Raw genomic sequence first — 24,369 nt, forward strand, 5'->3', positions numbered from 1 at the left:
GAAGTATTTCAATAATTTAAAAAGCAAAAAAGGTGCTCCCTCCTCTGAAGGTCAGCACCTTTTCTTATTATCTTTATTTATTGTATTTCTCTGCTTAGCCACTTCAATATATCTTCATATACTACCTTATTATTGGTCTCATTAAGTATTTCATGTCTACAGCCTTGATATAGTTTCATCTGCACATTTTTAATATCCAATCCTTTATAAATTTCATAAAGGGTTTTTACAAGCTTCCCATAACCCCCTACAGGATCCTCCTGTCCAGATATTACGAATATTGGAAGTGTCTTTGTAATTAAGGCTAATCTGTCTTTTTTATAGAGACTTTTGAAGGCTTTCATAAGATAATAGAAAAAGCCTATAGTAAATATGGTACCGCAATAAGGGTCATCTTCATATTTTTGAACCTGCTTTAGGTCAGTACTAAGCCATGCAAAGTTATGTCCGTCAGCTTTAAATCTCTTATTAAAATTTCCAAAGCTTAGTTTATCCATTAGCTTACTCTGTTTCTTCTCCCCATGAATAAGCCTTTGCACTGAAGTAATTAATCTACCTGCATATACTTGTGGACCCTTTTGTGCAGCTGAGCCTGATAAAATAACTCCATCCAGCGTATTTCCATAGCGGATGATATATTCCTGAGCTAGAAAGGAGCCGAAGCTGTGACCCAATAAAAACATTGGTAATTCAGGATGCTCCGCCTTCATTTGCTGGAAAATAAGGTTTTTATCTTCTATAATAGCATTAAAACCATCTTCTCCAATATCCCCCAACTTTTCTACAGAACCAGCAGTTTTTCCATGTCCCCTATGATCTGATGCATAGACAATAAAACCATTAGAGTTAAGATACTCTGCAAAATCTTTATACCTGCCTGCATGTTCAGCCATACCATGAAAAATCTGTACCATAGCCTTAGGCTTTTGAACCTTGTCCCAGCAATAAACATACAGCTTCTTGCCATCCTTTGCCTTGATGCATTCTTTCATAACTATCTTGCTCCTCTTCCCTTAACAGCTAGTTCTACTACCTTATAGGCCCCATTATAAATTCCTATACTATTAGCCTTTAATATATTCTGCGTAAGCATAGTTAATATTTCATCTCCGTTTAGCATAAGGTCAAGCATTTGAAGAGCTCTTCCTATTTCATCACATTCAATAGTTCCGTCCCCTACTTCTGCTGCTCTTATAGCCCCCCAAGCTTCATGTCCCCCTACACGCTTAATCATAAGCTTAGGTATTGGATAAAATGCTAGTTCACTAGGTTTTGTAACTAATATGTCCGTTGATCTCATTAAAAGGTTTGATGCATATACTGCTGCAAATATCTCCTCATTATAAAATGCATGCACTCCTTTTACTTCACCTTCTACTGCACTTTCTGCAAAATCACAAGTCTTCTTCCAATCATCAAAGTATTTTTCTGAAACCGAGTCAAGCTCAGGAATTTCCTTGCATAGGCCTTCCCATACAACCTTGTGATCTCCAACATTAATATATAATACCGCCTTATTTTCCTTTACAAGTGGAAGAATCTTTTGTATAAGCTTTACGAAAATTTCCTTTTGAGCACCAGCTCCACCAACAGTTAAAAGAATTCTCTTGGGCTTTTTATCTTTAATTCTCTTAAGTCTATTTTCACAATCCTTCTCTAGATTATGAACTAGCTCATGGTCAATGTAGTGCCCTACCTCTACCAAATCCCCATCAGGTATTGGATTTAAAATATTCTTTCCATCCATTCCTCTCAAAGTCTTATATCCTAAATATGAGGAAGGTGTCTGTACTGTATGAATTGATCCCTCAGATAAATGCAGTGCCATTGGCCAGTTGTCAGGAATTGCATTTACAACCTTTGTAAGACCTGCATGCACCGCAGCTTGTGCAGGCCATACATGAGTTGCGACAAAAGGAATATCCTTAGGAAGCTCTCTATATACTGGTGTCATTAACTCTGATACCTTTTGATCTGAAGAATTATAAGTAAGTTTTCTAAAGCCCTCAGAATTTAAAGGCTCCCAAAAGTATTTGTTAAAAAGTGAATACTTCTGCGACCACCTGGAACCCATAGAATACATAGAATTTAAATGGTCTATAACCTTTCCCCCTGTGGTTTGTTTAAAGGAATTTAAATCAAACCAATAAGGAGTATACCCCATGGCATGTGCTGCTGAAGCCATAGCCATAGAAATTCTATAGTGCCCAAAGCCCATTCTAATATTGCCTATTACAATTCCTTTTTCTCTATCTATTGGCTCACTCGTATCTCCAATTACTATATTTTTTACACCTAAAAAGGAGCCTATAGTATCATTATCCTTTACTGAAAGATGATATAAAGTATTAGAATCATCTCCAAACTTTTTCATATGCTTCTTTTTAGCCTTAACTGCTTTATTATATGCCTTTTCAGAAATCTCATTTCCGAAAATAACCTTTGCACGATCCATTATATTTCCCCCTACATTCTTACGCTACTATTACTTGCGTTTACAAACTTGTTAAATTTGCTGGAGAATACTACTATAGCTGCTATAAACATAATTACTGCAGCAACAGGGAAGAAGTACTTAAAGCCTGCAGTATCAAGTATCCATCCCATTACAAGAGTGGCTATCCATTGGCTTAATGAAATAAATAGATTCATTATACCCATAAACTCCCCTAATCTTTCTGGTGGAACTATTTCCGCTAAAATTGCGTATATAGTTACTTGAATACAAATAAAGCCGATTCCTATTAATGAAAGTAATAAATATAAACTTAAAACACTTGTTGCAAAAGCAGCTAAACCAAGTCCTACTGTAAAAATTACAGTTCCAGCAAGTAAAACTACTTTTCTGTTTATTTTATCTGATACAATACCAGCTGGTACCGCAAATAGAGCTCCTACAATAGTTAAAACAAATAGTCCATTGCTTGCTGTAGCATTTGAAAAGTTCAGCTGTTGTGCACAATACTTAACAAAGTAAGGTGTAATACATCCGTAGCTTAAGAATATAAAAAACACTGATGCAAAAAGCATTAAAACTGAAGGATATTTAATAAAATCAAAGGAAATCTTAGTAGGCTTAGTGTACTTTTCTTTATTTTCTTTAATTGGCAGGGTACCTATCATAACTGATATAATTCCTAAAACCGCTGCAGCTAGGAAAGGAAAACTGTGATTCTTGTCCCAAAGCATTGGTCCTGTAACCAAAATAACTCCGCTGCCTAATACGCTTATAATCTTTGAAAATCCATTAGCCAAGCCTAATTGATTGTCATCTACAACTTCTGGAATTAATGTATAATATGGTCCTTGGAAGAAATTCAAACTAAAGTAAAATAAAAAGGCACACACAAACATAAGCACATAACTTTTTGAAAAAGGCAATATCATGATAAATATTGCTGCTATAATTGCTCCACCTAAAATAAAAGGTTTTCTTTTACCCATCTTAAAGTTACTTCTATCACTTATTATTCCAGCTAGATATTGAACAAAAATTCCTGTGAACGCCCCCATTGAAACCAATAATCCTAGCATCCTATTGCTGTCAGTTACAGTACCTACCAGCATAGGTATTAGAGACATGTTCATAGCCCATAAGAGACCTACACTTAAATTAGGAATTCCCACTACATAAGGAACAAACTTTTTTTTCATATTATTTTTACCCCCATTAATAAAATACGGTACTTTTTAATTTATGCCGATATATGATAGTTAAACTATCACCTTAATATATATTATATCATTTTCAGTTTTCATGTCAATAAACGTTTTCAGTTTTTACAAAGCATTTTCTATAAATTTCCTTATAATTAAAATAAAAATACCCCGTAGATAGATTATTCATCACTTAGATGAATTAGAAACCTATTTACGAGGCACTCCATATTTACATAAGCTTAAAAGCTCATACTTTATTCAGCTTTTATTTTTCTATATTCAGAGGGCGAATATACCATATGCTTTTTAAACATTCTTCCAAAATGAGTTATGTCATTAAAGCCTACCCTATAAGCTATTTCAGATATTGAAAGCATAGTATCCCTGAGCATTATTGCTGCCATCCTTACTCTCAATTTAATCAGATATTCCATAACTGACATACCAGTACAGTGGCTAAATTTATCTGTAAGCGTTGTCCTGTTCATATGAAACTCTTCTGTTAACTCTTCAATAGTAATTTTTCTTTCATAATGAGTATGCAAATATAAAATAATTTCATTAACTTCATTTGTGCTCTTCATAACTTCAAATTTAGTTTCATTTTCAGAATCAGTATATATATACTGAAGCAAAAATAAAACTTCTAAAAAGAAAGATCTACTTCTACATCTCCAAAAGTTACTATTAAGTGTGGTTATTTCTTCATCTAAAGAATCAAATAACTTTGATATACGCTTAGCAGTTGCTGGCCCTACTTCAAACTGTCCGTATCCATGTTCTTCATTATAAAGAAATGGCTGCAGAGAAAAATAATCTCTATATTCTGATTCAGATAAATCTTGGCCATCATTTTTCAATTTTTCCTCTGTTAAAGCGTCATTTACTAATGTTGGACTAAAGTAAATTGCTCTAGCACTTAATTCACTTTCCTTATTAAGTTCTATTTTGTCATCAGAATTAAAGCAAAAAATTGTAGGTGCTGAAAACACAATAATATTTTCATTAACACTTACAATACCTCCGCCGTTTTCAACAAGAATTAGTCTAAACATTGAATGATTATCTGAGGAAAAGGGTTCTTTAGTTTCCATATATACCGGCAGCTTTATCTCTCTTTTATCATCAAATGTAAACAACTCCATAACAAAAAAACTCCAATCATCTAAAATATTACTAAATATATTCTAGATGATTGGAAAAATACCTTTAAATTTTCAAATATTTTACTTGTTATAATTTAAAACAACTATTTTTTTCTGACTTGATTTCATTAAATCAGCTTTATTGAAGGCAAAAGTATCAACTTTAGATACTTGCCAGCCTGACATTTTTGCTATGAAATTGTCTACTGGTGCTACATCTCCAAAGTCAGGAATAAGCACTTCTGTTTTATAATGCATAGGTATAACTACTTTAGGATTCAATTGATTTACAACTTTTGCAGCAGCTTCTGCATCTATAGTGTATAAACCACCTACTGGAATCATTAATACATCTACCTTGCCAATGCTCTTAAGCTGTTCTTGTGTTAGTTCATGTCCTAAATCCCCTAAGTGACATACATTTACACCATCAATATTATAGGTATATACAGTGTTTTCCCCTCTTAATGCTCCACCTTCTGTATCATGATAAGTTTTTGTACCTTTTATTTTTATTCCATCAATGTTAAATTGTCCTCTTTCTCTTACAGCTGTAAAATTGCTTTTAACTGCTGCTAGATTATTGTGGTCGAAATGATCATGGCTAACGGTAACTATGTCCGCACGTAGCTCTGGAACTGTGTAGCCTATACCATCTGGAAAAGGATCTGTTACAACTTTAGTTCCCCTTTCGCTAGTAATAGTAAAGCAAGAATGTCCACTCCATTGAATTGTAGCACTCTTCTTCCAGAAGCTGCTGCTTGAATCCCCAGCAAAAGCCACGCCGCCCATCATCATAATAGTTAGTGCAAAGCTTAAAATGAATAAATAACCTTTCTTAAAAGCTTTTTTCATTTTACATCCCCCTTTTATCTAAGCCTCTTGGCTTTTCTTTATAATACTATTTTACTAACTTCTCACATTTCTAAACATAGAGTATTTGCAGCGATTATCAGCTTATTATCAATAATTTTTCATAGAGCATTAAAATATACGTACAAAAAAACTCTTGCCTATAATACACAAGCAAGAGCTTCTAACACTTTTCATATCTTATTTTTATTAATAATGTTCAATATATTTTTATTGCTTATTATAACTCTAGGAACCTTAATTTGACTTTTGGACACTCCTTTAGTAAACAAGGTTTCCTTTATAATATTAAAAGTATTTGGAGCCAAAAGTGTTACTTTTACAGCTCCTAATTTCTTATTATTTCTCGCCCTGTCATAAGCTAAATTTGAATTTCTAATTTCACTATCTAAAGTTTTCTCTAATAAATCAACTTTATACTTTGGCATTTCATCTTTAAACTCAAAATAAAAGACATATCTTCCAGGTGTAATTGAATTATCAGGCAGTGTAGTATAATCTATCAGATTTAAATTCAACTTTTTCATAGTATTCTTTATGGCATTAGTTAAATGCTCTTCATTAGTCTTTTCAGCTACCATATTTAATACTTGATTCTTTCTATATAAAAATTCAATTTCGGGGCAATTATTATAAAAGTCAACCACCCTAATAACATCTCCAAGCCTATATCTATAAAGACCAGCATAATTAGTAATAACTACTTCATATTTTTGTCCTTTTTTTAGTTCATCCAAACAAAGGGTATGTTCACTATATTTGTCTCCTTCATTCACAGGAATAAATTCATAAAAAACAGTGTCAGGAATAATTACATATCTTATCTTATTTGCATAGGGATTAATTCCAATCATAGCCTCAGTAGAGGCATAGGCTGGAGAATAAATAGGCATTGAATCAGTATAATAATTTACCTTATCATCGTATATAGAAAAGTTGGCTCCTGTTACTGTTGCAATATAAGTTAAACTCGTCCATATCCTTCTAGCTATACCTTCAAACCCTCTATTAAACTCTCGTTCTAGCATATCTGCTCTGCTAGCATTTGGAGATAGATGCTTGTTTAAGCTTTTTTTAGTATTATCATCAATATTAATATTGTTATTAATTCTCCCTCTACGTATATCTCTCACCAAATCCTCATGCTTAATCTCTAAAACTCTAAATAAATCTAATATATTAGAAATAAAAACACCACTAATGTACATAAGATTAGTCTCTTTTAATGCAAATAACAAATGAAGGTATAAAGCTGCTTCTTTGTCCTTTATTTTCATAACCTCTATTGGTGAAGTATATAAGTATGGCAGTATGTGCCTTATTCCGTTCATCCCCCCAGAGGTAGCAGCGCATATTGGGATTCCTCCTTTAGTATAAGTTGTCACTACTATATCTGCTATTATCAATCCCTTTCCATAATTCCAATTTTCTTTAAAGTTTTCGTATGAAAATTTATTCATTAAAAGCGCCATGTACTTCGAGGCAATCTTTCTGCTAGCTTTCGTAGCAGGAATCAGCTTTTGTTTACCTGTAGTTCCTGATGTATGTCCAAAATATTCTACCTCATCACAGATTAAAACATTTTTTTCTCCATTTGCCATTCGATTTATATAATCTTCGTAATACTTATATTCTGTTAATGGAACTTGTCTTTTAAAATCCTCTATAGACTTTATATCTGTAAAATTATACTTATTTCCAATTTCACTTTTGCTATTCTCTTTCAATATTTTGAATAGCACTTCCTCATTTACTGCTTTGCAATTTTTAGTTTCTCTAATAAAACTTTTTTCAATTATACCTCCGCTTTCTATTATAATCTTATAAAGTATTTTACTTATTACACCCGTAGCAACGCACTCCTTCGGCAGTTCTTCATATCCAATATATGAAGTTTACCTAGCTGTTGTTCTATTTTGATTAAAGAAAATGCTATAACAAAAGATATTGCTCATTATAAAGCAAAAAATAGTTCGCTACTTAAAACTTTGATTTACAAATAATAAATCCGTAAATGAAACATAATGCCCCCAATATTTCATTTACGGATTTCTATAAGTTTTTTTTATTTATATTAGCATTAATTTAACACAAAACAATTATCTTATACGGTGTGGTTTGTGCTGGTATACTCATAGTAGAAGCCCCATAAGTAACAATTAAATATCTGTTTGAAGGATTATGAGTAAACACCTGCCCAAAAATCATCAATTTTAGTGACGATACCATGAAAAGATTGAAATTTTATCATCTCTACCTCCACACATGTTGACGTTTCTAATGGCATCTGAATCTTCTTATTTCTCTTAGACTCATTCCAAAATATCTCCAAGATCTTCCGTTCCACCTGAAGCCAGCTATAGACCTTCTACCTACAAATGTGAGCCATGCCCAGAATCCAGGACCTCTTCTTGGCCAAATATAAACAAATCTAAAAACACAATGTCTAATTGCACCTTGGTCTATGGCAAAAGGAGCAGCGCCAAATTGCTGTGCCTCAGTCTCCTTTGGTGTATAGCTTGGTGGTGGAGATGGAGGTCTTTGTGGTCCTTGTCTAAAGTCTGGTAAAGGAACCATTTGTCTGTATGGACACTGTAAAGGTAAATCTTCAGTTTCTAGTTCATAGATATCATTTGGATCATAAAAATTGGAATCGTCATCAAAATTAGCGTCGTCATTAATATCTCTAAAGTCATTAATATACATTGAATACACTCCTGTAAAGTAATAACAATATATTATATTAAATTTCATAACCTTTTGCTACATCAATTGAATCTATTTCGTATTAAACATTATATAAAATTATAAATCTTAATAGATACTTATTTGCTTTATTATTATAAAAATCCGTAAATGAAATTTAGGATGGTCTCCTAAATTTCATTTACGGATTTTATAAACCTCTTACATCATTACTTCTTCTATAAAAAGTGTCAAGTTTTTTGGTTCCATTAAATTGCAAAACTTATAACTGTTATTAGTTTCAACAGCTAAAACAGGCCTCGTAGTAAATCCACTATTTTGCATAACCACTACTGCCTTTTGCTTATTATTTAATCTCACTTGCAGTCCATTTGGGTAACAGTACACTGAATCAAGAAAATCTTTGTACACTTCACTACCATACTTACTAATAGCCTCCGCTGTTATTTTTTCTATTGCTACATGAGGGAGCGTTAATTTTTGTCCACTTCCACTTATCTCATTTATATATTCATTACATATTCCAAGAATCTTGGCAAACTCATGTACATTCTCAGCAGGAGTCTTAAACAGGCCATCTCCATCTTCTCTTTCATACATATAATATACAGCCATGTATGTTGTTGACATGATTGCAGAATTTGCCTTTAATAATGCCCTGCCTTTTTTTACATGGGCTTTATCATTAGTAAATAGCTTGCCTATGTCATGCAGTAAAGCAGCCATCCCCAGTCTCATCAATTTCTTTTCATCATATTTTTTACGAATACCTACCATCAAGGTTAACATAGTTACGTCTAAGGAATGTACTGCTAATTTTGATATGTCATCATTCGGCGCTAGGTTGCTTATCATTGTAGCATTCTCGGATAAATTTATATTACTCATAACATCAGCTACAATAGCAGCAGCTTTTTTGTCATCCACATACTCTCTCTTTTGCACTTCTTCAAATATTTCCTTCAGAGCCTTTATTGCACGAAGCTTTATAGGAGCAGGTAACACTTCCTGCAGAGTAATTTCATCATTGCCATCTTCTATATATAAAGTGGTAACATTCATCCTTTTTAATCTAGTTACTACGGACTCAGTTATTTTATTTCCCCTATTTAAGAACATTATTCCATTTTCCATATAAATAGGGTTAGCTAAAACCGCACCTATTATCTTATTACTGGTCATAACTAGCTTCATTTTATCACCCCGTTATCATTATCCGCCCATATATTAATAAAAATAGATTGTAAATCAAACCTTTATAATTATCCCTATTAATTAATAGTACGTTACTTATTCATTTTTTTGTAGGTATTATAAAAATTTTCATATTTCTACAATTTATCTCTTTAATATATATTTTACTTAAATAACAGGTGTTTTGTAAATGGCAAACCAGTAATAAAAAACTATTTTTTAATTAAAATTATAAAACAATTAAAATATTGCTATAAAAAAGGCTCTGCAACACTATTTTTTAGCAATTTGCAGCGCCTTCAAAACTATTCTTTTTTTCCTATTCTAAATCTTTACCATTTGTCTCAATGACTTTCTTATACCAATAGAAGCTCTTTTTTAAGGTCCTTTTTAAAGTTCCGTTACCTTCATTATCTTTATCAACGTATATAAAGCCATATCGCTTTTTCATCTCGCCAGTTGATGCACTTACTAAATCTACACAGCCCCAGGTTGTATATCCCATAAGCTCTACACCATCTTCATTAATAGCATCTCTAATTGCCTCAACGTGCGCTCTTAAATAATCTATACGATAATCATCTTCTACATAATCCTTTTCATCTGGAGTATCTACAGCACCTAGACCGTTTTCTACTATAAACAGTGGTTTTTGATATCTGTCATATAATGCATTCAAAGTAATTCTAAGTCCAAGTGGGTCAATCTGCCATCCCCATTCACTTGCTTTTAGGTATGGATTTCTTAATGTGGGAAATACATTGCCTGAAGTTTGACTATTTACCTTTGGATCAGCACTAGCTAATCTTGAAGCATAGTAGCTAAAGGAAACAAAGTCTACAGTGTTATTCCTTAGAAGTTCTTCATCTCCCTGTTCCATCCTAATGTTAATGTTCAATCTTTCAAACATTTTCTTCGCATAATTTGGATATTCTCCACGAGACTGAACATCAATAAAGAAATAATTATCCCTGTCTCTTGTCATTGCCTTCCATACATCTTCTGGAGCACAGGTATTTGGATAAGTACTAGCACCTGCAAGCATGCACCCAATTTTGAATTCAGGATTTATTCTGCGAGCTATCTCAGTTGCTTTTGCACTGGCAAGCAATTGGTGGTGTGCTGCCTGATACTTTACAGCTTCTTCATTTTCTCCTTCTTCAAACACTAGGCCTGCACCTATGAATGGCAAGTGCAGCAGCATATTAATCTCATTAAAGGTTAGCCAATACTTTACTTTATCTTTATACCTTTCAAAGATTACTTCACAAAGCCTCTCATAATAATCTACCATCTTGCGGCTTCTCCAGGAACCGATGGTTTTTACAAGATGCATTGGTACGTCAAAGTGAGTTATAGTTACTAATGGCTCAATACCATATCTATGGCACTCATCAAAAACTCTATCATAAAACTTTAATCCTTCCTCATTTGGAGTTTCATCATCTCCATTAGGGAATATACGCGCCCAGGAAAGAGAAAGCCTAAAAGTCTTAAAGCCCATTTCAGCAAATAATGCTATATCTTCTTCAAAGTAATGATAAAAATCAATAGCTTCATGACTTGGGTAATAATGCTCCTTGTCACAATTAAGCATCTTCATTTTTCCCTTCATAACAGGAAGGCGATCTTTCCCTGCAGGAATTACATCTACTGTTGACAATCCCTTATTTCCTTCTAAATAGCCGCCTTCGCATTGGTTAGCAGCGGTAGCTCCTCCCCATAAAAATCCTTCTGGGAATCCTTTTATTTTCTCCATATTTACTTTCTCCTTCTTTTATATTAACCAAGTAACCAAGCTAGGTGAAAGCTAGCTTGGTTATTTTAATACTATATTTCAATGATATTTAGTTTGCCTTTTCAGCGGCTATTTCATCTGCTTGAGCTTTTTTATCTATAGCTCTAAAGAATGGAATATAGATTACAGCAGATATAGCTACCATAACTATTTGGAATAAAGCTACTCTCCAAGAAGCTGTTCCTGATGCCATAAAGCCTGACATTACAATTGGTGTTCCTAATGGAATTATAGTTGTAAGTCTAGGAAGGATATTCATTGCAGTTAAAATATAAGCTAATAAACCGGAAGCCATTGGTGCTACAATCCATGGAATTGCCATGTAAGGATTAAGAACCATAGGAGTTCCAAATACTAATGGCTCATTAATACCACAAATATTTGATAGGAATGCAAGCTTTCCTAGTGTTTTATATTGTTTACTTCTTGCTCTTAGCATCATATAGATACATAGTCCTAACGTTAATCCTGAACCACCAGCTACTCCATATACATTAAAGAAGGATCTGTTTATTATATTTGGAAGTGCAAATGCTGATACTCCTGCGTTTGCAGCTGTTAAATTGGCAGTTGTTAAGGATGTCCATAGTGGATAGAATATTGGAAGTATAACTGCTGTTACACCGTGAATACCAAATAACCAAAGAAGCTGAGCAATGAAAATTGCAAATAAGTATGAACCTACATTATTTCCTAAGAATGCTTCCATAGGTGCTTGCACTAGCGTATAAACCATTGAATGTATTCCTGTAATGCCTTTTAAAGGTAATAGTGTTACAGCTCTATCAGCTAGCATGAACAGAATTATAATTACAAAACCAGGCATTAATGCTGCAAAAGACTTTGAAATTGTTGGTGGTACTCCATCAGGCATTTTGATAGCTAAACCTCTATCTAACAATTTGCTGTAAAGTACAGTGGAAACTAGAGCAACTATAATAGCAACAAATAGACCCTTTGCACCTATCCAATCATAAGGTATAACATTAGCTGCTGGAACAGTAACCCCTTTAGCAAGCTCAAGCTTATTAGTTTTTAAGAAGCCTCCTATAATACTTGAAGTATTATTAATTGGAGTAATAGCAAAGAAAGTAATTAAAGCTATAAGTCCTGCACTGGCTTGATCCTTATCATAGTGTTTAGCTAGATTATATGCTATAAAGAATACTGCATAGATTGCAAGAATATCATTTGTTATTGCATTAGGTATTGCTAGTAGTGGTTTTAATCCTATAGATGTTATAAACTTTTGATAAGGTGCTATAGATAATGTATTAAATAGTGAAAAAATGGCACCTATTATTATTACTGGCATTAAAGACATAAATCCATCGCTTACTGCCTTTAAAAATTTATTTGAAGCTATTTTATTAGCAACTGGTAGAACCTTTTCCTGAACAGTTTGTTGGAAACTCATTTATATACCCCTTCTTTCCTAATCGTTTTCACAAAATTTATAATAATTTCAAATTGAATTAAGTCATCATATTAGTTATAATGTACCTGGTACCCCTTTTGCATATATTATTAAGTAGCTCTGGACGGTTGCTATTAATATTAATTGGGGTACTTTATTTATTTTCCTGCTAATTTTAAAGCTAGTGCTAGAACCTTTTCCCCATTCATCATTCCGTAATCTACCATTGGAATTACTTCAACTGGTACTCCTTTTGCATCGCATACCTTTTTTACCTTTGGTAAGGCAAATCCAATCTGTGGTCCAAGTAAAGCTACATCAACTTCATCTAAGCTCTTTTCTAAGGAACTTTCTGGTAGCGCCTCTATATCTACCTCTATTCCCTTGACTTCAGCAGCTTTTTTCATCTTAGTTACTAGGAAACTTGTAGACATACCTGCTGCACAAAACAATCTGATTTTTAACACTGTAAACGCCCTCCTCTAATTTATTAATTCTTATATTATTAAGTGTAAAACACTATTGATGATTAAATATTACTATCAACTGCTGTTATTTTTTCAATAAAGTATTAACTACTTTTCTTAGTTCAATAATTTGCTCTATCAAATTCTTTTCTGATATGGCAGTCATTAAGTGATCTTGTGCATGTACGAATAAAACTCCTATATCCACCTTTTCTCCACTTGCTTCCTTTTGTATAAAGGATGTTTGAAAATTATGAGCTACTTCTAATGCATCATTAGATTTCTTCATTTCTTCATCTGCTGCATCATATTCACCCTCATTTACTTTTCTAAGTGCTTCATAAGCATGAGTCTTAGCCTCACCAGCATTTATTATTATATTCATAATTGATAATTCGATTTCTTCCATCTTTTCTACCTCCATTACTAGCTCTTATTTTAATCTGCTAATTACTATTGTTAATGTATTATAGAGCAACTTTCGTGCCAAACACTAAAGAGTGGTTTGTTTTTTATTAGAATAATAAGAAATTAAATTTATTATTACCTTTACACTTATATAATTAGCAAGTTGTATGCCAAAACACTAAAAATAAAAGCTAAACTATAATGTTTTTTATTATTTTGTGCCATAATTACAGTAAATAAGCTATTCATGGTTTTATATTTTTTTCACAATAATTATTAACTGAAGCTCAGAAAAAAACTAAAGCTGATAATGTTTACACGAATTCATTAGTGTTTGCTTTTACCACACTAGTGTTTGAACTATATTCAATGAAATTTAGTGTTTGACTATAGTGTTTATTTATATTAAACTCTAGGTAGTTGTTATTCTAGAATTAATTTATAATATAATTAATTTATTCGAGGTGAACTTCATGAATAAGAAGGATTTAATATATAACAAACTGCTGGAATTAAACGATGATAAAGGCATTGACGCTCAAACACTAGCTCCACTTCTTAATATGACTAGAGCAAATGTAAGTCATGAATTAAATACCCTATGCAAAGAAGGAAAGGTACAAAAGTCTTCTGGAAGGCCCGTACTGTTTTTTATTTCAAACACTAAAAACAGCATAAGTAAGGAAAGTAAGCTAGATGAATTAGCAAAGCATAACATCAGTTTAAAAAAGGCAATAGAACAGATTAAAGCAGCTATATTATATCCTCCAAAAGGATTGCCATCCTTATTACTTGGGGATACAGGCGTCGGGAAATCTATGATTGCCTCCTTAATGTATGACTATGCTGTAGAGATGAAAGTAAAATCGGAAAATTCACCTTTTATAGTGTTTAACTGTGCTGATTATAGTAATAACCCTCAACTGCTTACTTCACAGCTTTTCGGTGTAAAAAAAGGAACCTATACAGGAGCGGAAGCAGATAGAGTTGGATTAATAGAAAAGGCTGACGGAGGAATACTTTTTCTTGATGAGGTACACAGGCTTCCACCAGAAGGACAAGAAATATTGTTTACTTTCCTAGATACCGGCTGTTTTAGACGAATGGGTGATTTTGAAACAAGAAAATCGGATGTGCTTATAGTTTCTGCTACTACTGAAGACCCAAATTCGTCACTTTTAAAAACCTTCGTCAGAAGAATACCTATGATGATTAAAATTCCATCCTTAAAAGAAAGATCTCTAGAGGAAAGGCTTTATATGGTTAGAAGCTTTTTTAAGCAAGAGAGTGTGCGTCTTAACAAGGATATCTATGTATCATTAAACACTATAAGAGCATTTTTGTCTTATGACTGTCCTAATAATATAGGTCAGCTAAAAAGTGATGTACAGCTGATCTGCGCAAAAGCCTATTCTGAATTACTAACAAATATTAAGTCTGATGTAAGAATAAATAGTTCTAACCTTCCGCTGTATATAAAGGAAGGACTTTATAAGGAAAAGGAACATAGAGTTCTTTGGAATAAACTAGTGGGAGAAGAGATAGAGTATTTCAAGTTCTCAAACTCTATTGAATTTAATAATGAAGAAGCTTATAGCAAGAGAAATAGTATATATGAAATAATAGAGCATAAGCTTGAAAACTTGAAAGCTCAAGGCATATCAGATATAGCTATAGAAAACATTTTAGAAAAAGATATAATACGATATTTTGACAAGAATATTAGCGGAGTATCTGAGGAAGTAACTAAAAGAAATCTGCTCAGTATTATAGATGAGCATACCCTAGACTGCATAGATAAAGTCATCTACTATATGGCTTCTGAGTTAAAAAGAAACTTTAGTAATAATATATACACTGCTTTGGCCCTTCATATAAACACTCTTATTAACAGGGTTCACAGCAACGAATCAATTACTAATCCTAAACTAGACAAAATAAAAGAGCTATATCCTAAGGAATTTAATATAGCACTTAAAGGAAAGGAAATTATAGAAAAGTATATACATCACTCTATACCAGAGGATGAAGCTGCTTATTTAACTATCTTCCTTCTTCCCGAAGAGCATAGAACTAATAAAAATGATGATAAAGTAAAAGTTATATTAATTGCACATGGGGATTCTACCGCAACCTCAATGGCGGATGTTGCAAATAAACTTTTGGGTGAAACCTATGTTATTGGCATAAATGCGCCTATTGACGTAAAACCTTCTATAGTTTTAGATGAACTAAGAAAATTAGTAGCTGAGGATACAAGTGCTGGAGATTACCTTTTACTTGTTGACATGGGTTCTCTTACTACCTTCGCAGATACAATAGTCAAGGAATTTAATATTAAGGCAAAAGTAATACCTCTTGTGTCAACCCTTCATGTGCTTGAAGCAGCTAGAAAGGCTTTACTGGGTCTTCCTTTAGATGACATTTACAGAGAAGTACTTGCCGTAAATTCATACTTTGAAGCGAACCGTACCTTAAAAGAGCCAATTATAGATAATGACAAAAAGAAGGTTGTAATAGTCACCGCCTGTCTTACTGGTGAAGGTGGTTCTGTGGCATTGAAAAGCTTCCTGAATAATAATCTAAAATATGATAAAGACATATTTGAAATAGTTGCTCTTAATTGTTTAGATAAAAATTATTTCAAACAGAGACTGGCAAAAATTCAAGAAGATAAAGAAATCTTGTTTATAGTTACTTCCTTCCCTATTGATATAGATATAAAGCAGTACAGCATGTACGACGTAGTAAACATGAGAGTAATAAATGAACTGCAAGAAAGCATAGATATAAAAACTACCTTAATAAAAATGCCTTTAATATTAAAAGAAAATATAGTTAATGTAGATGGAATCGAACTATATAACGACCTATCTTACACTTTAGACAGATTAGAAAACAAATTATCCATCAAACTAAAAAATGAAAAGCTAATTGGATTAACTCTTCATCTTGCCTTTATGATAAGCAAGCTCATATCTGGTGATAGCTTAATTGAGTATCCTGAAAAGAAGGATTTTATTGCTGAAAATCTAAAACTTTATACTTTAGTAAAAGAATGCTTTATTTTCTTATGCAGCAAATATTCTGCAGAAATATCTGATGATGAAATCTGCTATGTGATGAAATTCTTTTTAGATTAAAAAAGCTGCGTACAGTGCTGGTTAGCTCCTCTAATATGATATAATTATTTATTATTAGAAATTGATGTTTATGGGGGTAATGCTATGAAGATTGGTAAATTTGCCGAAATCAATAGTTTGACTATAGACACTGTACGCCATTATATGGACATGGGCCTGATAATACCTGAAAAACAAGGTGGCCAATATGATTTTGATGACAAATGCGTAAGGGATTTGCAGGATATCCTGTCGCTAAAGGGGATGGGATTTTCTTTAAGTGAGATCAAATCGATTTTTCTGTTTAAAAGATTTGGCAAACTCACCAAGTATCAAGAAAACCAATGCTTTAAAACACTTTTTATAAATAAGGCTAAGCAGCTTGAATTTCAAATGAAAGAAATTACTGATATGCAGCAAAAGCTAAAGGAAAAATTAAGCAGCCTTTCAGATAACGAAACCAGCAATACATTTATTATAGGTGTAGATCTAAAGGCATTAGAGCTTTTAAAATGCTTAAAATGTGAAAATGACTTAGTGCTTAGCGAAGGAACCATAGTAAACAATCAAATTATAAACGGAAAGTTGACCTGTGCCTGTGGTGAGGAATACCTCATTGAAGATGGAATATTGAAGGTAATAAACGAAGCCCCAAATAATGATATTAGCATTAATTTTGATTTTAACTATATAACTGACTACATAACCTCTACTAACATGGATTATTTAGATAATGTCTATCGCGGAATAGATTGGCTTCATAAAAAGATTGATTTTGATAGTTTTAAAAACAAGACAATATTAGAATTAGGTTCTGGAATAGGATTTTTTTTAAGAAGTATATATGAGGATTTGCCTGATAATTCCCTATACATTGCAGTAGATTATGATATAAGCAGACACATATTTTTAAAAAATATATTGCAAACTGCAAGCTGTAAGAAAAATGTGCTTTTTATTTGTTCAGATTTTAAACAAATTCCAATAAAAAATAAATCCATAGATGTGCTTATGGATATTTCAGGAACAAGTAATTTCAGTTTTGATAACGAGGAATTTCTATTAAAATTGGTAGACAATTATATTAAAGAAAAAGCCTATTTAGTAGGTACCTATATTTTGTTTAAAAACTTTGCATTTAACAGTTTAATACAAAATATATATAGAAAGAATTTTATGCTAGAGGAAGTTAAGAAGCAGCTTCTAGAGCTTAAGTACACTATAACTGAAGAAAGCATATCAAAGTACGTAGAAAAAGGCGGAAAGTACGAAAGTTATTTTAAAGATGGAGAAAAGGTCCATTCTTATTTAGCACTTGGAAAAAGATAGGGTTAACCCTATCTTCTTCTCATTTTTATAGTAAAATTCTATATATTCATGTATTGATGTGGTGATAAGGCTACAGCTTATACTAAGGCTATAATATAAAAAAAGCGACATCCTAAAGGAGGGAATTAAAATGTTACTGTCATCCTTATCACCGAAGCGTTCTTTAATAAATAAAGAAATATCAAATATAGTGTTACTTTCAACAGCAAGCTGTATTTCATTAATTGGTACTTCCATATACAATTTTGCCATTGGACTGTATGTGTTAAGGCTCACTGGCTCTGGCTTGAGTTTTGCAACAACACTTGTACTTGGTATTATATCTGCAATCCTTGTAAATCCTTTTGCTGGTGCACTTGCTGACAGGCTTAACAAAAAAATTCTTACCATAGTTACAGATACCTTAAATGGCCTTTTGCTCATAGGAATATATTTACTAACTACTAAATACACTTTAAATCTTCCAATGATTTATGTAAGTACACTTTTCTTGAATATTTTTACTACTATTTACGGTATTAGTATTGAAACAGCAAAACCAAATCTAGTATCCTCTGAAAAACTACTTTCTATGAATTCTATAAGCAAAATCATTGATGCCTCTTCTTCAATAATAGGTCCAATGCTTGGTGGAATAGTATTTGCCTTTTTTAATATAAGAGTATTTATCCTTATTAACGGCTTCTCCTTTATACTATCAGCACTGCTTCATTTATTTATTGATTTTAAATTCAACTATAATAACTGTGAGGTGAAAGATAAGCTTAATTTATTTGCAGATATATTAGAAGGCATTAAATATTTAAAAGATAAAAAGAATATTATAAGTATGTTTGGAATTTATATTGCATTGAACTTCTTCCTTGGACTTTCAATAAGTGTTCCTATGCCCTATATAATAAATAATGTTTTAAAATTAAATGCTAAGTTCTTTGGAATAATAGAGGCTGCTTTTCCCGTTGGTATGATCTGCGGTGCTCTTATAATTAAAAAGATAATGGGAAAATACTCTTATACGAAAATAATAAAATTCAGCAGTATATTACTATCCGCCTGTATGGCAGCAATAGGCATTTCGGTTATTCTAAATTATAAAATTCACATTGCTAGCTTTTATTTAATATATTATATCTTAATTACTATATCAGCAGGCACTGCAATATCCTTTATTGATATCCCAATTTTTTATATACTACAGCAAACCATACCCGATAATTTCAGAGGTAGAGTACTAAGCCTTGGTATTAGCATTGCGAAAATGGTTCTTCCATTTGCACTTATTATGGCAGGCGCCTTGATAAACATTGTACCTACTTATACCTTATCAATAGTAGGCGGTGTTGGTCTTTGTATTTTCAGTATACTATATATTAAATAGAAAAAAGGCCTCAGTGCCAAGATATTTATTAAGCACAATGAGACCTTTTTTAATTGCTGTTTTTGTACACTAATTTAATTCTTATTTTCAGCTATACTTATTTATAATACTATTCTGCGCTCTTAAGTGATTCTATCATATCAATCTTATCAAACCTCTTATACATAGCTAGATTTACCACTACAGAAAATAGTATTGTAAGTAAAACAGAATATAAAAAGTATTTGGGACTGATTTTCTGCAAAAACATTATAACATTTGTTTCTGCAGTTGATAAAACGTATTTATTAAGAAGTATTCCAAAGAGTATCCCTGTTAAACTTCCTATCACAGTTAATATCATGTTTTCTCTGTATATATAAGCAGCTAATTCATGGTCATAAAATCCCAATAGCTTTATTGTGGCAAGTTCCCTTCTTCTCTCTGTAATATTAATATTAGTAAGATTATATATTACAACGAAGGCAAGAACACCCGCTGATACTATTAGCACCAGCACTACTGAATTAACACTGTCAATGCTTTTATTATAATCAACATGTACATTGTTTTTAAAGCCTATAGAATTTATATTATTAATACTCTTTAACATATTTGATGTATTATTCTCATCTGCCTCAGCTTTATTATTGAGTAGTCCGTAAAAGCCATTATAGGCTATAGTACTGCCTGTTATCTTTTCATAATAAGCTGGACTCATATAAATATAATGCTGAATATAATGTTCGGTTATAGCAGAAACCTTAGCCTCTACCACCTTATCATTTAGAGTAATTTCTACTGTATCTCCTACTTTTTTATTAATTAGCTTAGAGTACTTTTTAGTTAAGATTACCCCATTATCATCAAGCTTTAGTTCCTTACCATTCATTGTAAGATTTATATAGCTGTTAAGAGCATCCTTATCTTCAGGAACTATGATATAAGCATCTTCACTTTTTGAGTTTCCTACCTTTACAGAGCTATTTTTTGAATAGATAAATAGCATGGATTTTATATTGGAGTTTTTCAAAGCTTTTTCTTTTATATCGTTCTTATCAGCTTCGTTTATATTTTTGCTGAGATTCCCCTGCATGTCATATCTATAGATACTGCTGAACTGGGTTTCTGTTGCCCCAATTATTCCTTCTTTTAGACCAAAGCCTGTTATCATAAGTCCAGTGCAGGCGGCAATACCTATTACCGTCATAAAGAGCCTTTGCTTGTATCTAAATATATTTCTTGCAGTAACCTTTTCTGTAAAACTGAGTCTCTTCCATATGAAACCAACTCTCTCCAGCCATATCTTTTTACCAGCCTTAGGTGGCTTTGGTCTCATAAGTGACGCTGGTACCTCTCTTAATTCCTCCAAGGTTGCTGCAACTGCTGCTGTAGCTGTAAATAATACAGCAATTATTGATGCTTGAAGTGCAAGCCCTGAATTAAAAGGCGTTACCGAGTTAGGAATTGCATAAAGAGAACCATAAGCATTTATTATAAGAGGAGGAAACAATCTAAACCCAATTGAAATACCAATAATACTTCCAATTACACTGGCAGAAAGAGCATAAATAAGATAATGGGATACTATTGAAGCCCTGGAATATCCTAAAGCCTTAAAGGTTCCTATCTCAATTCTCTTCTCCTGCACCATTCTTGTCATTGTAGTAAGACTTACTAATGATGCTACTAGGAAAAATATTAGCGGGAAGGCCTTTCCTATATTATCAATTCTGTCACTATCCTGTCTATAGGTTTCGTAGCCTACATTTGCAGACCTCCCAAGAACATACCAGTCAGGCTTTTTAATATCATTAAGCTTATCCCTGTTTTTCTGTATTTCTGCCTCAGCATCTTTAATTTGAGTCTTTGCCTTTTCTTCTTCTGATTTTAACTTTTCAGTATTTTCATCAACTTCCTTCTGCCCTTCCTCAAGCTGTTCTCTTCCACTGCTTAGCTTTGCTAACCCTTCTGCTCTACCCTTGTTTAACTGAGCTTCTGCCTCAGTAATTTTTTTCTTGCTTGCTTCAAGTTGTGCTGTGCCGTTATTAAGCTGTACTTCTCCATCCTGAAGCTTTTTCTCATTTATGGAAAGCTGCTCTCTTCCAGTGCTTATTTCAGCAGCTGACTTGTCAAAACTATTTTTTAAGGCTTCAATATCAAAATAAGCCTTTATATTATCTAACAAATTATCACTTTTAAGGGAGCTATACATATCATCGAAGCTTTTTCCCTTGATATCTTTCTCATACATTTGATTAATAGCATTGTACTGATAAATATATACTGGATTTGCGGGAGAAGACTCCATTAGCTTTTTTGCTTTTTCTACCTCAGTTGATATTGCCAAGGAAATCTTTTCTGCTGCTTGCTGCTTGCCAGCATTCAGCTGTGTTTCACCTTCATCAAGCTTTTTCTTTCCCTCTGCAAGCTGAAGCTTTCCATTTTCGATTTCACTCTTCTTACTATTTATTTCATTTTCTCCAGACACAATTTGGCTCTTTCCATCTTCAATCTGCTTTTTACCTTCTGACATCTTTTGATTGAAAAGTGCCTCATTCTTTTTAAGCTCTTCTTTGCCTTTAGTTATTTTATCTTGAGCTGTTGCTAGCTGCTTGTAGCCGTCAGTAAATTTTTCATCAGCTTCTTTTTTAGAGCTGTCTAATTTTGCTTGTGCTTCACTTAATTTATCATTTCCACTTTTTAGGACCTCAGTATATCTTATTTCATTTCTTGATATTCCAATATCCTTAAGTGACTTTTCTATATTCTGAACATAATTCTTATAGTCTGTATTATTTAAGAGGCTGCTGTCAGATTTAGCTCCCGCGGTTCTTACATATGCTTCTGTATAAACTTCACTTTTGAAAACTTCAGGAAGTATATACACAAAGCCTCTTACAGAACCGTTACCAACTGAGCTAAGCTGCCTTTGTGCAGATACATACAGTGGAGACTCTGCAGTTCCCACGATTGTAAACTCCGTATTTTTAAGATTATCCTCTATATTGGTGTCATTTCCAGACTTAAGTACAATTTTATCATTAAGCTTTAGCTTGTTTTGCTCTAAAAACTTTTCTTCTACTATTGCTTCATTAGCCTTTTCTGGCTTTCTGCCCTGTGTAACATTAATACTGTTAATGCCATTTTCTTTTGGCAGCGAGTTAATATTAAGCACCAATTGCCGCTTATTCATCTCTATTACAGCATCTATCGAGTAAGCTCCCTCTGTCTGTGTTACTCCGCCTTGCTTTTCAATTTCAGCTACATCATCCTTAGTAAGTCCAAGAGTAGAAATTAGCTTAAAATCCATAAGATTATTTTTATTAAAATAATAATCTCCAGACATCTTCATATCAGGACTTGTAGCTCTAACACCTGCATAAAAAGCTACTCCTACTGCAATGATTACAACTATGGATAAAAATCTTGAAAGCGACCCCTTTATATCCCTAAATAAATTTTTAAAAAATGTCTTTTTCATAACTACCACTCTATACTTTCTATGGAAACTGGATTTTCATTTTTCTTAACACTTGATATCTTCCCACTTTTCACAGTAATTATTTTATCAGCCATTGGAGCTATGGCAGAATTATGAGTAATAACAATAACTGTCATGCCGTACATCTTAACTGTATCGCTGAGTAGTTTTAAAATTGACTTTCCTGTATTGTAATCCAGCGCTCCTGTAGGTTCATCGCATAGAAGCAGTTTAGGATTTTTCGCAATAGCCCTTGCTATTGACACTCTCTGCTGTTCTCCACCTGAAAGCTGAGAAGGAAAATTATAAAGTCTATCTCCCAGTCCAACATTTTTAAGCACTTCCATTGGATCCATAGAATCTTTGCATATTTCTACTGCAAGCTCTACATTTTCCACTGCATTCAAATTCTGAACTAAATTATAAAATTGGAATACAAAGCCTATATCATCACGCCTATATTTTGTAAGCATTTTTTTACTATATTTGCTTATTTCATTTCCATCTACGAATATACTTCCGTCTGACACATGATCCATACCACCCAAAAGGTTAAGTATTGTTGATTTTCCTGCACCGCTGGCACCAAGAACAACAACAAACTCTCCCTTATCTATTGAAAAGGAAACATCGTCAACCGCTTTAATTATTACTTCTCCCATATCATAGCTCTTTTTTACATTCCTTAATTCTACAAAATTACCCATTAATATGCTCCTCCTTCACAACTTCGTGAACCATGGTTCTCTTTTACTTCAAAAAATACACTTCCTATTAAGGAAGCATAATATTATTCTATATCTTCACTGTCCAATTTATTTGCCATATCTGCATAGAAAATATCAATAAGATTAATTATAAGCCTTTTCACCTCAGCACCATCACAGCGCTCCCTAACTATAATAGCTATGGACTCAACAATACTGTATGAAACAAGGTATATTGTAAAATTATCCTTAAGTCTTTTTCCTCTAGTAGACAATTCATACCCCATTTGCTCCGTAACTATTCTAGTTATAAAATCAACAAAGATACTTTTACAGTTTTCATATTTAGAGCCTTTGCTTTGATTAAGAAGAATAGATATCTCTGCACTGCTGTCATTAAATATCTCCACAATCTCTTGCGCAAGCTCATTAAATATAAGTGCTGCCTTATCGTTAAGCTCCACCTTATCAAACTGGTCTATGTAATTCATAAGCCTATGATATACAGCTCCTATAAGATTTTCATATAAATCTTCTTTTGACTCAAAATATTTATATATATTTCCTACCGATGTATTTGATTTTTTAGCTATGCTTCTTATAGATGCCCCTTCATAGCCCTTCTCCATAAATTCTTTCAATGCTTCTTCAGCTATACTATTCCGAACTTCATCCTTCAAATATTGCATTAGAAAACCCCCG

General features: G+C 32.8%; 18 protein-coding genes. 3 read left to right on the plus strand and 15 right to left on the minus strand.

Annotation, left to right across the window (positions count from 1 at the left end; all coding sequences use genetic code 11):
• Positions 1-77 precede the first annotated feature (77 nt).
• The 12 genes from bsdE14_RS08595 to bsdE14_RS08650 all read right to left on the minus strand — a co-directional run bounded on the left by bsdE14_RS08595 (position 78) and on the right by bsdE14_RS08650 (position 13,669).
• On the minus strand, positions 78-992 hold the full coding sequence (locus bsdE14_RS08595; protein ID WP_264849524.1) for an alpha/beta hydrolase: 915 nt from the start codon (positions 990-992) through the stop codon (positions 78-80).
• A 2-nt stretch (positions 993-994) separates the two neighbouring features.
• Entirely contained in the window at positions 995-2,455 is a 1,461-nt protein-coding gene (locus bsdE14_RS08600; RefSeq protein WP_264849525.1) for a DUF6937 domain-containing protein, read from the minus strand.
• Positions 2,456-2,466: 11 nt separating this feature from the next.
• The gene (locus bsdE14_RS08605) at positions 2,467-3,654 is read right to left on the minus strand and encodes an MFS transporter (protein ID WP_264849526.1); all 1,188 of its coding nucleotides are present in this window, start codon (positions 3,652-3,654) and stop codon (positions 2,467-2,469) included.
• Positions 3,655-3,914: 260 nt separating this feature from the next.
• Entirely contained in the window at positions 3,915-4,805 is an 891-nt protein-coding gene (locus bsdE14_RS08610) for an AraC family transcriptional regulator (RefSeq protein WP_264849527.1), read from the minus strand.
• Between the two features lie 81 nt (positions 4,806-4,886).
• Positions 4,887-5,660, minus strand: a complete 774-nt coding sequence (locus tag bsdE14_RS08615; RefSeq protein ID WP_264849528.1) for an MBL fold metallo-hydrolase — start codon at positions 5,658-5,660, stop codon at positions 4,887-4,889.
• A gap of 191 nt (positions 5,661-5,851) precedes the next feature.
• A complete protein-coding gene (locus tag bsdE14_RS08620; RefSeq protein ID WP_494337213.1) occupies positions 5,852-7,519 on the minus strand; it encodes a GH3 auxin-responsive promoter family protein in 1,668 nt (555 codons plus the stop codon).
• A gap of 436 nt (positions 7,520-7,955) precedes the next feature.
• Positions 7,956-8,384 carry a hypothetical protein gene (locus bsdE14_RS08625; RefSeq protein WP_264849529.1) on the minus strand — a complete coding sequence of 143 codons (429 nt, stop codon included), beginning with the start codon at positions 8,382-8,384 and terminating at the stop codon, positions 7,956-7,958.
• A 201-nt stretch (positions 8,385-8,585) separates the two neighbouring features.
• The gene (locus tag bsdE14_RS08630; RefSeq protein ID WP_264849530.1) at positions 8,586-9,578 is read right to left on the minus strand and encodes an HD-GYP domain-containing protein; all 993 of its coding nucleotides are present in this window, start codon (positions 9,576-9,578) and stop codon (positions 8,586-8,588) included.
• A 319-nt stretch (positions 9,579-9,897) separates the two neighbouring features.
• Entirely contained in the window at positions 9,898-11,337 is a 1,440-nt protein-coding gene (locus bsdE14_RS08635) for a 6-phospho-beta-glucosidase (RefSeq protein WP_264849531.1), read from the minus strand.
• Between the two features lie 88 nt (positions 11,338-11,425).
• Positions 11,426-12,793 (minus strand): PTS sugar transporter subunit IIC, encoded by a 1,368-nt coding sequence (locus bsdE14_RS08640; protein WP_264849532.1) that lies wholly within the window; start codon positions 12,791-12,793, stop codon positions 11,426-11,428.
• 158 nt (positions 12,794-12,951) lie between these two features.
• On the minus strand, positions 12,952-13,260 hold the full coding sequence (locus bsdE14_RS08645; protein WP_264849533.1) for a PTS sugar transporter subunit IIB: 309 nt from the start codon (positions 13,258-13,260) through the stop codon (positions 12,952-12,954).
• Positions 13,261-13,345: 85 nt separating this feature from the next.
• Positions 13,346-13,669 (minus strand): PTS sugar transporter subunit IIA, encoded by a 324-nt coding sequence (locus bsdE14_RS08650; protein ID WP_264849534.1) that lies wholly within the window; start codon positions 13,667-13,669, stop codon positions 13,346-13,348.
• A gap of 472 nt (positions 13,670-14,141) precedes the next feature.
• Between bsdE14_RS08650 and bsdE14_RS08655 the strand changes: the two genes are divergently transcribed.
• From bsdE14_RS08655 to bsdE14_RS08665, 3 genes are all read left to right on the plus strand, one after another.
• Positions 14,142-16,811 (plus strand): sigma-54-dependent transcriptional regulator, encoded by a 2,670-nt coding sequence (locus bsdE14_RS08655; RefSeq protein ID WP_264849535.1) that lies wholly within the window; start codon positions 14,142-14,144, stop codon positions 16,809-16,811.
• Positions 16,812-16,895: 84 nt separating this feature from the next.
• Positions 16,896-18,119 carry a MerR family transcriptional regulator gene (locus tag bsdE14_RS08660; protein ID WP_264849536.1) on the plus strand — a complete coding sequence of 408 codons (1,224 nt, stop codon included), beginning with the start codon at positions 16,896-16,898 and terminating at the stop codon, positions 18,117-18,119.
• Between the two features lie 130 nt (positions 18,120-18,249).
• Complete coding sequence (locus bsdE14_RS08665; protein ID WP_264849537.1) at positions 18,250-19,497, plus strand: MFS transporter; 1,248 nt, start codon at positions 18,250-18,252, stop codon at positions 19,495-19,497.
• Between the two features lie 109 nt (positions 19,498-19,606).
• On the opposite strand, the gene bsdE14_RS08670 is transcribed toward bsdE14_RS08665, so the two are convergent.
• The 3 genes from bsdE14_RS08670 to bsdE14_RS08680 all read right to left on the minus strand — a co-directional run bounded on the left by bsdE14_RS08670 (position 19,607) and on the right by bsdE14_RS08680 (position 24,356).
• Complete coding sequence (locus tag bsdE14_RS08670; RefSeq protein WP_264849538.1) at positions 19,607-22,960, minus strand: FtsX-like permease family protein; 3,354 nt, start codon at positions 22,958-22,960, stop codon at positions 19,607-19,609.
• A 2-nt stretch (positions 22,961-22,962) separates the two neighbouring features.
• On the minus strand, positions 22,963-23,667 hold the full coding sequence (locus bsdE14_RS08675) for an ABC transporter ATP-binding protein (RefSeq protein ID WP_264849539.1): 705 nt from the start codon (positions 23,665-23,667) through the stop codon (positions 22,963-22,965).
• An 83-nt stretch (positions 23,668-23,750) separates the two neighbouring features.
• A complete protein-coding gene (locus bsdE14_RS08680) occupies positions 23,751-24,356 on the minus strand; it encodes a TetR/AcrR family transcriptional regulator (RefSeq protein WP_264849540.1) in 606 nt (201 codons plus the stop codon).
• Positions 24,357-24,369 lie beyond the last annotated feature (13 nt).

Origin of the sequence: Clostridium omnivorum, from assembly GCF_026012015.1 — a bacterium.
In the GTDB taxonomy this organism is placed as follows: domain Bacteria; phylum Bacillota; class Clostridia; order Clostridiales; family Clostridiaceae; genus Clostridium_AX; species Clostridium_AX omnivorum.